The 10,630-nt window shown below is 72.4% G+C and carries 14 protein-coding genes; 9 read left to right on the top strand and 5 right to left on the bottom strand.

Annotated elements, in window-relative coordinates:
* Positions 1–21: 21 nt before the first annotated feature.
* The gene (gene aroQ / locus H7A69_RS16405; protein ID WP_069712083.1) at positions 22–507 is read right to left on the bottom strand and encodes a type II 3-dehydroquinate dehydratase; all 486 of its coding nucleotides are present in this window, start codon (positions 505–507) and stop codon (positions 22–24) included.
* A gap of 135 nt (positions 508–642) precedes the next feature.
* On the opposite strand from aroQ, the gene H7A69_RS16400 reads away from it, so the two are divergent.
* Both H7A69_RS16400 and H7A69_RS16395 read left to right on the top strand, forming a co-directional pair.
* Entirely contained in the window at positions 643–2,313 is a 1,671-nt protein-coding gene (locus H7A69_RS16400) for a sodium:solute symporter family protein (RefSeq protein ID WP_182048025.1), read from the top strand.
* Positions 2,314–2,337: 24 nt separating this feature from the next.
* The gene (locus tag H7A69_RS16395) at positions 2,338–2,664 is read left to right on the top strand and encodes a hypothetical protein (protein WP_069712085.1); all 327 of its coding nucleotides are present in this window, start codon (positions 2,338–2,340) and stop codon (positions 2,662–2,664) included.
* A gap of 234 nt (positions 2,665–2,898) precedes the next feature.
* On the opposite strand, the gene H7A69_RS16390 is transcribed toward H7A69_RS16395, so the two are convergent.
* Positions 2,899–3,432, bottom strand: a complete 534-nt coding sequence (locus H7A69_RS16390) for a hypothetical protein (RefSeq protein ID WP_182048024.1) — start codon at positions 3,430–3,432, stop codon at positions 2,899–2,901.
* Between the two features lie 77 nt (positions 3,433–3,509).
* Here H7A69_RS16390 and H7A69_RS16385 point away from each other — a divergent pair, with 77 nt between their 5' ends.
* A complete protein-coding gene (locus tag H7A69_RS16385; RefSeq protein WP_259346278.1) occupies positions 3,510–3,959 on the top strand; it encodes a VOC family protein in 450 nt (149 codons plus the stop codon).
* A gap of 33 nt (positions 3,960–3,992) precedes the next feature.
* Positions 3,993–4,607, top strand: a complete 615-nt coding sequence (locus H7A69_RS16380) for a DNA-3-methyladenine glycosylase I (RefSeq protein ID WP_182048023.1) — start codon at positions 3,993–3,995, stop codon at positions 4,605–4,607.
* A gap of 61 nt (positions 4,608–4,668) precedes the next feature.
* On the opposite strand, the gene H7A69_RS16375 is transcribed toward H7A69_RS16380, so the two are convergent.
* Positions 4,669–5,142, bottom strand: a complete 474-nt coding sequence (locus H7A69_RS16375; protein WP_182048022.1) for a GNAT family N-acetyltransferase — start codon at positions 5,140–5,142, stop codon at positions 4,669–4,671.
* Positions 5,139–5,918 (bottom strand): LysR family transcriptional regulator substrate-binding protein, encoded by a 780-nt coding sequence (locus H7A69_RS16370; protein WP_182048021.1) that lies wholly within the window; start codon positions 5,916–5,918, stop codon positions 5,139–5,141. The genes H7A69_RS16375 and H7A69_RS16370 overlap by 4 nt, the downstream gene beginning before the upstream one ends.
* 33 nt (positions 5,919–5,951) lie before the next feature.
* On the opposite strand from H7A69_RS16370, the gene H7A69_RS16365 reads away from it, so the two are divergent.
* From H7A69_RS16365 to H7A69_RS16355, 3 genes are read left to right on the top strand one after another with little or no spacing between them, the layout of a single operon-like run.
* Positions 5,952–6,341 (top strand): DUF5997 family protein, encoded by a 390-nt coding sequence (locus H7A69_RS16365; RefSeq protein ID WP_182048020.1) that lies wholly within the window; start codon positions 5,952–5,954, stop codon positions 6,339–6,341.
* Positions 6,342–6,356: 15 nt separating this feature from the next.
* Positions 6,357–6,863, top strand: a complete 507-nt coding sequence (locus H7A69_RS16360) for a hypothetical protein (protein WP_182048019.1) — start codon at positions 6,357–6,359, stop codon at positions 6,861–6,863.
* 46 nt (positions 6,864–6,909) lie between these two features.
* The gene (locus H7A69_RS16355) at positions 6,910–7,452 is read left to right on the top strand and encodes an Lrp/AsnC family transcriptional regulator (protein WP_182048018.1); all 543 of its coding nucleotides are present in this window, start codon (positions 6,910–6,912) and stop codon (positions 7,450–7,452) included.
* A gap of 25 nt (positions 7,453–7,477) precedes the next feature.
* Here H7A69_RS16355 and H7A69_RS16350 read toward each other — a convergent pair whose 3' ends face one another.
* Positions 7,478–7,909 (bottom strand): GNAT family N-acetyltransferase, encoded by a 432-nt coding sequence (locus H7A69_RS16350; protein WP_182048017.1) that lies wholly within the window; start codon positions 7,907–7,909, stop codon positions 7,478–7,480.
* Between the two features lie 111 nt (positions 7,910–8,020).
* Between H7A69_RS16350 and H7A69_RS16345 the strand changes: the two genes are divergently transcribed.
* Together H7A69_RS16345 and H7A69_RS16340 are read left to right on the top strand one after the other, a co-directional pair.
* Positions 8,021–9,373, top strand: a complete 1,353-nt coding sequence (locus H7A69_RS16345) for a hypothetical protein (RefSeq protein WP_182048016.1) — start codon at positions 8,021–8,023, stop codon at positions 9,371–9,373.
* Positions 9,374–9,459: 86 nt separating this feature from the next.
* Positions 9,460–10,539, top strand: a complete 1,080-nt coding sequence (locus H7A69_RS16340) for a hypothetical protein (protein ID WP_182048015.1) — start codon at positions 9,460–9,462, stop codon at positions 10,537–10,539.
* Positions 10,540–10,630: the final 91 nt, after the last annotated feature.

Raw genomic sequence — 10,630 nt, 5'->3', positions numbered from 1 at the left:
GTGCGGGCCGTCCGGCGCGGCTCACTCCGGCTGCGCGTCCGTGCTGACGAGCGACGCCACGTGCGCGACCGCCAGGCGGTAGCCGTCGGCACCCGCGCCGACGATCACGGCCGTCGCGGCCGTCGCCACGTGGTCGACGTGCCGGAACGGCTCGCGCTTCCACGTGTTCGACAGGTGCACCTCGACGACGGGGACGTCGAGGGCCTCGACCGCGTCGTGCAGCGCCACCGAGGTGTGGGCGTAGGCCGCCGGGTTGATCACGACGCCGGCGAAGTGGTCGAGCGCCTCGTGCAGCCACTCGACGAGCTCGCCCTCGCGGTTGGTCTGGCGGAAGTCGGCCTCGAGCTCGTGCACCGCCGCCTCGGTGTGCACGATCGCCTCGAGCTCGGCGAGCGTCACGGTGCCGTACTGCGCGGGATCGCGCCGCCCGAGGACGTCGAGGTTCGGCCCGTTCAGGACGAGGATCCGCCGCGGGCGTGTCGTGGTGTCGGTGGCCGGCTCGCTCATGGGGGAGAGCCTACCGAGCGCGCCGGACGCGGGACGGCGGACGACGGTCGAGGTGTGTGAACGGTCACACCGCGTGTAACGTCTCCGTCCGGGTCGGCGCAGTTGCCGACTGCAACACACTGATGTGGAGATCGCATGGTTCTCGCTGCGGCGACCAACGGGATCCGGCTCGAACTGGGCTGGGTCGACTACCTGATGATCATCGTGTACTTCGCGGTGGTCATCGGCATCGGGTTCACGGCCAGGCGCCAGGTGCGCACGAGCATGGACTTCTTCCTGTCCGGCAGGTCGATGCCCGCCTGGATCACGGGCCTGGCGTTCGTGTCCGCGAACCTCGGCGCGACCGAGATCCTGGGCATGGCCGCCAACGGCGCGCAGATCGGCATGGCGACGCTGCACTACTACCTCATCGGCGCCGTGCCGGCGATGGTGTTCCTCGGCCTCGTGATGATGCCGTTCTACTACGGGTCGAAGGTGCGCTCGGTGCCGGAGTTCATGCTCCGCCGCTTCGGCAAGGCGCCGCACCTGGTGAACGCGATCGCGTTCGCGGTGTCGAACGTCCTCATCGCGGGCATCAACCTCTACGCCATGGCGATCGTCATCGAGGCGATGCTCGGCTGGCCGGAGTGGCTCGCCATCCTCGTGTCGGCGGCCTTCGTGCTCGCCTACATCACCCTCGGCGGGCTCTCGAGCGCGATCTACAACGAGGTCATGCAGTTCTTCGTGATCATCGCGGGCCTCGTGCCGCTGACGATCGTCGGCCTGCACCGCGTCGGCGGCTGGGGCGGCCTCACCGAGGCGATCAAGGAGACGCAGGGCGTGCAGCACCTGCAGACCTGGGCCGGCACCGGCATCGGCGACGTCACGAACCCGATCGGCGCGAACTGGCTCGCCATCGTGCTCGGCCTCGGGTTCGTGCTGTCCTTCGGCTACTGGACGACGAACTTCACCGAGGTGCAGCGGGCGTTCTCGGCGAAGAACATGTCCGCCGCCCGACGGACGCCGCTCATCGCCGCGATCCCGAAGCTGTTCATCCCGTTCATCGTCGTCATCCCCGGCCTCATCGCCGCGGCGGTCGTCGGCAACCAGTTCGCCTCGGGGGAGCTGACCTACAACGACGCGATCCCGAAGCTCATCCAGATGTACCTGCCGACCGGTGTGCTCGGCATCGCCGTGACGGGCCTCCTCGCCTCGTTCATGGCGGGCATGGCGGCGAACGTGTCCTCGTTCAACACCGTCTTCACGTACGACATCTGGCAGCGCTACATCAAGCCGAACATGCCCGACGTGCACTACCTGACGACCGGCCGCTGGGTCACCGTCGTCGGCGTGGTGATCGGCATCGGCACGGCGTTCCTCGCCGCACAGGCCGGCAACATCATGACCTACATGCAGACGCTGTTCTCGTTCTTCAACGCACCGCTCTTCGGCGTCTTCATCCTCGGCCTGCTCTGGAAGCGGATGACCACGCAGGGCGCGCTCTGGGGTTACGTGCTCGGCATCGTGACGCCGACCATCACGTGGGTCGCGTACCTGGTGAACCCGAAGCTGTTCTCCACCGCGACCGCGGAGACCATGTACGGCGCGATCATCTCGTTCGTCACGGTGCTCGTCGTCGGGGTCCTCGTCTCGCTCGCGACGAAGCCGAAGGACGTGTCGGAGCTCGGCGGTCTGGTCTACGGCGTCGGCAAGATCGACATGACCGCCGGGGCCGTCGCGACCGACACCGCCTGGTACCGCTCGCCCGCCCTGCTCGGCACCGTCGCCCTGGTGCTGTGCGTCGCCCTCTACCTGCCGTTCCTCTAGGCCCGGACCCGAAGGAGAACCACCGTGCGTGAGAACACCACCGCGCTGACCGAGGAGCAGGCAGCCCTCGTCCGCTCCACCCGACGACTCGACCTGCGACGCATCCTCGGCGGCCTGTTCGTGCTCTACGGCGTCATCACCACCATCGTCGGCATCGTCCACTGGGACACCGACCCGCAGAAGACCGGCGGCATCCACATCAACCTGTGGGTGGGACTGTCGCTGCTCGTCGGCGGCCTGCTGTTCTTCCTCTGGGACCGGCTGAACCCGGTACCGGCGGAGGACATCATCGGCCAGGCCGAGGCCGAGGCCGACCAGCGCGCCGCCGGCGAGGGGCGCGACCCCGCCTGACAGCAGGTCGGACGGGAGGCGCGGTGCGGGTCCGCAGCGCGCCTCACGTCCGCCGCGGTGTGGGTTGACGGCCGCGGCTGACCGTCAGTAGCATTGACATGTCGGCGGAGTGTTCTCCGTCGGAAGTGATCCCCGGATTACCTGCAGCCAGCGCGGGGCCCGGGGATCTGCGCTGTCCGGGGGTCTGCGCTGTCCGGCTTCGTTCGCCCCGCTGGCACGCTCGGCTTGCAGGCCTCAGCTGACGGTGATCTCCCGGAAGTCGTGTCCGGTGCCCGTCGTGCCGGTCGCGTGCGCGCCGCAGACGACGTCCGCGAGCGCCAGGAGGGGTTCGTCGATCCCTCGGCGATGTCCGTGACGGACCGAGCGACCGAGACCACGGGTGCGGAACGCATCGAACACCTTCCGATCGTTCCGATCCAGCTGCGGGCCGCGCGATTCGAGGACCAGTTCGGTGACCCCGCGGACGTCGAGTTCGTGGACGAGCCGCTCGAGGCACCGACGCCGTCGTCGCTCGGGATGGGCGGGAGCGCCGTCGTACCGGATGACCAGGACCTCCACGGCGTGGCGGAGGAGGTCGAGCCACGAGATCCGCTGCGTGGTGAGGGCCTCGTACCAGTGCAACTTGCGCATCCGCGGCGGTCGGGCCGTCTCGACGTCACGGCGAGCATCGTCGAGCGCTTCGTGCAGCAGGAGGACGGCGGCGAGGACGTAGGTGGTGTGATCGAGGCCGCCGCCCGGTTCCGACTCGTCGACGAACGCGTGGAGCATCCCGGTAGCGTACGACATTCCAGTCCCCGAGCGAGCCCGAACAGTTGCACACCGGGCACTGCAGGGCCAGGTTGGTGGTGACGAAGGGAACCACCGTGGACCAGATGGTGTTCATCAACCTGCCCGTTGCCGACCTCGACCGGGCCGTCGCCTTCTACGAGGCGCTCGGCTACGCGACGAACCCCGAGTTCACCGACGAGACCGCCGCGTGCATGGTCGTGAGCGACACGGTGTACGTGATGCTCCTCACCCATGCGAAGTTCCAGGAGTTCACCGACAAGGCCATCGCCGACCCGGGCACGATCGAGGTCATCAACTCGCTGAGCGCCGCGTCGAAGGACGAGGTGCACCGCATCGTCGACGCGGCCGTGATGAACGGCGGGGACGAGGACCGGCCGGAGGTCGACCTCGGCGTCATGTACCAGCGCAGCTTCACCGACCCGGACGGCCACCGGTGGGAGTACGTCTGGATGGACCAGCAGGCGATGGGCGGAGCGGCGGGCCAGGGCGGCACGGAGGACGAGTAGCGCCGCGTCGGCGGTCACCGCCAGGATGGAGCGGTGAGCACCGACCCCGCGACCGCCCCGTCCGACCTGGTGACCGGGCCCGACGGACTCGCGCGCCCCGTCTGGGCGGCGGCCGACCCGATGCTCCGCGACTACTACGACACCGAGTGGGGCATGCCCGTCCACGACGAACGGGGCGTGTTCGAACGGCTCTCCCTCGAGGCGTTCCAGTCCGGCCTGTCCTGGCGCACGATCCTCGCGAAGCGCCCGGCGTTCCGCGCGGCCTTCGCCGACTTCGACCCGGACGTCGTGGCGCGGTTCGACGAGCACGACGTCGAGCGCCTGCTGGGCGACGCCGGCATCGTCCGGAACCGGGCGAAGATCCGCGCGACGATCACGAACGCTGCGGCGACGGTGGCGCTCCGCGCGGACGGTGGTCTGGCCGACCTCGTGTGGTCGTTCCGGCCCGACGCCACACCCGCACCCCGCACGGCCGCCGAGGTGCCGACCACGAGCGACGCGTCGACGGCGCTCTCGAAGGCACTCCGCGCGCGGGGGTTCGCCTTCGTGGGGCCGACGACGATGCACGCGCTCATGGAGGCGCTGGGGATCGTCGACACGCACCTCGTCGGCAGTCACCGGCGGGGCACGTCCGGCGTCTGGCACTGACGCGGCCCGGATGCCCGGAGGCGGTCGGGGTGCCCGGAGCCGGTCCGGGTGCCTCGCGCGATCAGGTCAGCGGCAGCTGCATCTGCGTCGAGGTGACGCGGTACCCGAGCTGCTCGTACAGGTCCTGCGCGCCGGTGTTGTAGCCGAACACGTTGAGCCCGATGCTCGTCGCGCCGTGCTCGCGGGCGACCTGCTGTCCGGCCTCGAGCGCACGTCGGGCGTGTCCGTTCCGGCGGTGGGCGGCGTCGATCTCGACGTCGAACACCCACCACTCCGTGGCGGCCTCCGCCGAGAACGGGCCGATCCACAGGTACCCGACGACCGCGTCGTCGTCGTCGAGCACGTCCCAGACGAAGTGGTCCGGCAGGGGAGCGCCACCCGGGAACCAGCGGTCGCGGGACCCCTGCGCGTTGGCCTCGGCCCGCGTGCGGCTCTCGCCGGACCGCATCCGCGAGGCGACGTGCTCGGTCATCGTCCGGTCGAGCCAGGCGGGGACCCGCTCCGCCGGCATCGGGACGAGCCGAGTGCCGGTCACCGGTTGCCCTTTGAGCCGCGCTTCGGCTTGCCGTTGCCGAGTCGCTGCGTGCCGGGACGGCCGGAGCCGCGGGGCTTGCGCGCGCCCTTGCCGCCGGCCTTGCCACCGGAGGCCTGCTTCGCGGTCGCCTTGCCACCGGCGCCGGTCGCGCGGCGGGCACCGCTGCCGGAACCGGCCCGCTGCCCGCGTGCACCGTCGTCGTCGGCGCGGGACGGGCCTCCCGGCCGGTCCTGGGCTGCCCGCGAGCTGTTCGCGGTCCGCCCGCGCACCACGCCGATGAACTCCTCCGTCGTGTCGGAGGCGTCGGTGTCCCGCCAGACCAGCGCGACCCGTGTGCCGGCCGAGCCCTCCAGCGGGCGGGCGACCAGGTCCTTGCGGCTCGCGGCGCGGAAGAGCGACTGGGGGAGCACCACGACGCCGACGTTCGCCTCGACCAGGTCGAGTGCGGCGGGGACGTCCGCGGGGACGGGGCCGGCGTCGACGACGTGCACCGTTGCCAGGTCGGCCTCGGTGACCGTGTCGGCGTCGGCGAGGGGGGAGTCCTTCGGCATCGCGACGACCGCGGTCTCGGTCCAGAGCGGGATGCTGTTGAGGTGCGCGCCGACGGGCATCCGCGCGAAGGCCATGTCGGCCTCCCCGGTCAGGGCCTCGTCGACCTCGTCGGGACCGATCGGGAGCAGGCCGAGGGTGGTGTCCGGGAAGCGGTCCCGCCAGACCCGGACCCACTTCGCGGGGGAGACCCCCGGGACGAAGGCGATGGTGAGGGCCGCGGTCATGCAACCGAGTGTAGGGGCCGTACCCTGGTACCCATGGCGCAGGAACAGACGATGAAGGCCGAGACGGCTGCGAAGAAGCTCGGCATCCTGCTGGCGGCCGCTCCGGAGTCGTTCCGCGAGGGCCCCGTCACGCGGACGGCCTTCGACGAGCTCCGCACCGAGCCGCCGGCATGGCTCGAGGAGCTCCGCCGCGAGGGACCGCACCCCCGTCCCGTCGTCGCGCAGAAGCTCGGCATCTCCATCTCGGGCCTCACCCGCGCCGGGGTCGACGAGCCGCTGACGACCGCGGAGATCAAGGCGCTGCTGCAGGAGATGCCCGAGTGGCTCGTCCGCGAGCGCGCCACCCAGGCCGAGGTGCACAGCGAGAACGCCCGCGTGAAGCAGCAGCGAGCCGACAAGGCCGCCGCTCGCGCCCAGGACTGACCGAGCGGGACCACCGTGCACGAGACCGTCGCCGACGCGATGCTCGTCGTGCCGCAGTTCGCCTCGGTGTGCTGCATCGTCGGTGACCGCTACCGTCCCCGTCCCGGCGTCATCGTCCCCGCCACGGTGATGCTCGTGGCGATGCTCATGCCCGTCGTGGACGCCGGGGCGTCCTGGACCCTGCTGGCCGCCGCGGTGCTCCTCCTGCTGGCTCCGCTGCCGGTCGTGCGTCGCCGACGCGCGGACGGGCGCCGTGCCGAGCCGATGGACGTCCACCGGGCGCTGTCGTCGGTCGTGATGGCGGGCATGCTCCTGATGGGGCACGCCACCGGGCTGACCGACGGTCACGCCGGGCACGGGATCGCGCTCTCGGCGGTGCTCGGGGCCGGGGTGGTCGGGTACTGCGCGTTCAGCGGGTGGCTGCTGCGCCACGAGTGGGGACGCGAGGACCGTCGCGCCGTCCGGAGCGGCGAGGTGTTCGCCATGACCGTCGCGGTGATCGGCATGACGCTGGCGATGTAGCGGGAGCGGCGTCCCGCGCAGCCACGTCCCGCGGTACCGTCGGGACGTGTCCGATCGTCCCGTCCGCCGCCCTGATACCGTGCCACGCCCCGCCGCGCCGCGCCTCGACGAGGTCGACGAGCGCATCCTCTGGACGCTCGCGGCCGACGCCCGCATGCCGAACAACCGCCTGGCGGCGGCCGTCGGGGTCGCGCCCTCCACGTGCCTGACGCGGGTCCGGGCGCTCGAGGACGCCGGGCTCATCCGCGGGTACCGGGCGGACGTCGACGTAGCGAAGCTCGGCTTCGCGATCGAGGCCATGGTGTCCGTGCGGGTGCACGCGGCCGCGCGACACGAGCTGCGTGACTTCGCGAAGCGCCTGCTGCGGGTCCCCGTGGTGCAGGACGTGTCGTTCCTGGCGGGCGACAAGGACTTCCTCGTGCACATCGCGTGCACGTCGACCGAGCAGCTGCGGGACTTCGTCGCCGACGAGCTGAGCGGCGACCCGGCCGTCGCGACGACGCAGACGAACATCGTCTTCGAACGGCTCGTCGCCGACCGCGCGCACCAAGGACGGTCGTTCGACGAGCTCCGGCGCTGGCGGGCCTGAGCGCCGCCCGCGCACGTCCGGTCGTCTAGCGCGTGCGGGTCATCGGCACGTGCGGGATGGCGTCCTCGAGGAAGTCGTCGCCGGACCGGACGAAGCCGAACCGGGCGTACCACTGCTCGAGGTGCGCCTGCGCGTTGATCGCGATCGACCCGGAGCGCGACTCGGCGATCGCGGCCTCCATGAGCTGCGCGCCGAGGCCCTGCGACCGGGCGTGCCGTGCGGTGGCGACGCGACCGATGCGCTCGGTGCCGTCCTCCTCGCGCAGGAGTCGCAGGGTGGCGTCGACCGAGCCCTGACCGGCCCAGAACTGCAGCGTGCCCGGCTCGAGGTCGCGGCCGTCGATGTCCGCGTACGCGCACTCCTGCTCGACGACGAAGACGTCCTGCCGCAGGCGGAGGATCTCGTGCAGCGTCACGATGTCGAGGTTGCGTGTCGGGGCGTTGAAGATCGAGACCACGTCCGGCCTTTCCTGAGAGTTCCTCCCGAGACCGGGTGCGGTCCGGTGGGGTTCGGCGTACAGTGCCGGTCAACCACTCTACGTGCGCAGCCGAGATCAGGAGGTGAGCGCATGGACCAGCCGTTGCGCGACCCCTGGCGCGCGCTGCTCCGGACCGCCGTCGTCGGCGTCGGGGTCGCCGCTGCGCTCGTGCTGCTGTCGCTGCTCTTCGGTGCCCGTCCCGCGTCCGCCGCGGAGGGCCCGGCCCAGCACCGCGGGCTCGTGGGCGGGCTCGTGCAGGACGTCGGCGGCACCGTGCAGGGCGCGGCCGACGGCGTCGGGACGACCCTCGGGTCGGCCGTGGCACCGGTCCGCGGGGTCGTCGCACCACCGGCACCCGCTCCAGCTCCGGCACCGGCTGCCTCGGCACCGGCCGCACCGCCGGTCGCGGTCCACGCTCCGAGCGCACCAGCACCCGCACCAGCCGCAGCACCGGCTCCGTCGCACACCGTCCCGGTCCGTCCGGCCCCCGTGCACGCCACGCCGACCGTCCCCGCGCCGGCACCCGCCGTCGACCACGCGCCGACCGCGACGCAGCCGGCCGTCCCCGCGACGGGGACCGGCGCGACGGGCGGGGGCAGTGCCTCCCGGCCGCTCACCGACGCCGTCACCGGCGTGGTCCGTCCCGTCACCGACGCCGTCCGCGGGATCACCGACGAACGGCCCGTCAGCGGCGTCGTCGCGACCGTCGACGAGGTCGTCGGCGCCCTGCCGGTGACCGGCGACCTGCTCGGCGACGACACGGTCGGTACCGTCACCGCCCCGGTGACGGACCTCGTCGACGACGTGGTCGGCGGTGTCGGCGGCACCGTCGGCGACCTCCCCGGCACGGTCGAGCAGGTGCTCCCGCCCGTCGAGGCGGTCCTGCCCGTCCCGGTCGGGCCGGTCCTGCCCGGGACGCTGCCGCCGGTCCTGCCCGGATCGCCCTCGCCCGTCCTGCCGGGAGGCGCGACCGGCGTCCCCGACGTCGCCCCGACCCCGGTGGGCGGCCAGGTGACACCGCCCGTGGCAGCTCCTGCCGGACCGACCGGTCCGGCAGCCGGCGACGTCGCGCTGCCGCGCGCCGCCTCCTCCGAGGCGCACCCGGCAGCCTCGCAGGAACGAGCGACCGCCGAGCGGACGGGCGGCGTGGCGACCGTCGTCGCGGCACCGGCCGCGAGCCCCGTCACCGGCTCCGCGGCGACCTTCGGCGGGCGTGCCCTGCTCGTGCCGGCGGACGGTGACGGCCACCACGGCCTCCCGGTCGGCCCCGGAGCCTCCGGCACCGCCGGCGGGTCGTACTCCGGCTCGGCGGGCGCTGCGCCCGTCGGCGTCGACGGCACCGCCGTGGTCCGGTTCTCCCTCGCCGCGGGGTCGCGCGGCGCCCTCGCCGACGACGTGGTCCCCGCGTCGGTCGTCGGCGACCACGACGTCGCTCCTGACTGAGGTCGGTGCGCCTGTCCGTCACGGCAGGCACGCACCACCCGACCGCCATCGCGGTCGGACCAGATCTCGATCAGTGAGGAACGACCATGAACAAGTACGTCTCGAGAGGGCTGTGGTTCACCCTCTTCGTCGGAGGCCTGACACTCGGAGGGGCAGCGGCCGCGAACGCCGCGACCACCTCCGGTGCGGACGGCATCCTGTCCGGCACCCAGGTGGCTCCGGCCGTCAGCGTGCCGGTGTCCGTCACCGGGAACGCCCTGGGGGTCCTCGGAGACGCCGTGTCCGGGACCGCTGCTCCGGCGGCTGCCCCCGCTCCTGCCCCGGCTCCGGCCGCGTCCGCCGCACCGGTGACGTCCGGTGCGGGCGGCGTCGCCTCGGGGACGCAGGTCGCGCCCGTCGTGACCGCTCCCGTCCAGGCGACGGGCAACGCGGTCGCCGTGGCCGGCGACGCCGCGGCGACGGCTCCGGCCGCTGCTCCTGCTGCTCCGGCTGCAGCTCCTGCTCCTGCTCCTGCGACGTCCGGCACGGACGCCGTCGCCTCCGGGACGCAGGTGGTCGGTGCCGTGACCGCTCCGGTGACGGCGACGGGCAACGCGGTCGCCGTCGCAGGTGACGCCGGCGCCACGTCGACGCCGCCCGCGACCGACGCCGGTGCGGGGTCCTCGGCCTCGTCGACCGGTGGGACGACGTCGGGTTCGGACGGTGTGGCCTCGGGGACGCAGGTCTCGCCGGTGGTCTCGGTTCCGGTGACGATCGGTGGCAACGGCATCGGGCTGCTCGGTGACGGCACGGCGACCGGCACGGCGCCGACGTCCGGTGCGGGGTCCTCGGCCCCGTCTGCGGGTGGTACGACGTCGGGTTCAGACGGTGTGGGCTCCGGCACGCAGGTGACCCCGGTCGTCAGCGTCCCGATCTCGGTCGGCGGCAACGGCATCGGCGTCGTCGGTGACGGCACGGCGACGGGTACGGCACCGACGGCCGGTGCGGGGTCTCCGGCCCCGTCGGCCGGTGGTACGACGTCGGGTTCGGACGGTGTGGGCTCCGGCACGCAGCTGACCCCGGTCGTCAGCGTCCCGATCTCGGTCGGCGGCAACGGCATCGGCGTCGTCGGTGACGGCACGGCGACGGGTACGGCACCGACGGCCGGTGCGGGGTTCATATTGTGACAGAGAGATCGGCGCCGTGGCAGTTATGGAAGTGCCTGCTATGTCGGTACAGACTAATCTAAGATGCGATATACAATGAGTTCAACGATGC

This window comes from Curtobacterium sp. ME26, assembly GCF_903970945.1.
GTDB lineage: Bacteria > Actinomycetota > Actinomycetes > Actinomycetales > Microbacteriaceae > Curtobacterium > Curtobacterium citri.
Note: the sequence above shows the minus strand (reverse complement) of the source record. Positions and strands in the feature narration are given on the sequence as shown.

Coding starts and splice junctions, on each gene's coding strand:
- aroQ (WP_069712083.1), bottom strand. CDS start 507: ATGAGCGAGCCGGCCACCGACACCACGACACGCCCGCGGCGGATCCTC.
- H7A69_RS16400 (WP_182048025.1), top strand. CDS start 643: ATGGTTCTCGCTGCGGCGACCAACGGGATCCGGCTCGAACTGGGCTGG.
- H7A69_RS16390 (WP_182048024.1), bottom strand. CDS start 3,432: ATGCTCCACGCGTTCGTCGACGAGTCGGAACCGGGCGGCGGCCTCGAT.
- H7A69_RS16370 (WP_182048021.1), bottom strand. CDS start 5,918: ATGACCGCGGCCCTCACCATCGCCTTCGTCCCGGGGGTCTCCCCCGCG.
- H7A69_RS16365 (WP_182048020.1), top strand. CDS start 5,952: ATGGCGCAGGAACAGACGATGAAGGCCGAGACGGCTGCGAAGAAGCTC.
- H7A69_RS16345 (WP_182048016.1), top strand. CDS start 8,021: ATGGACCAGCCGTTGCGCGACCCCTGGCGCGCGCTGCTCCGGACCGCC.
- H7A69_RS16340 (WP_182048015.1), top strand. CDS start 9,460: ATGAACAAGTACGTCTCGAGAGGGCTGTGGTTCACCCTCTTCGTCGGA.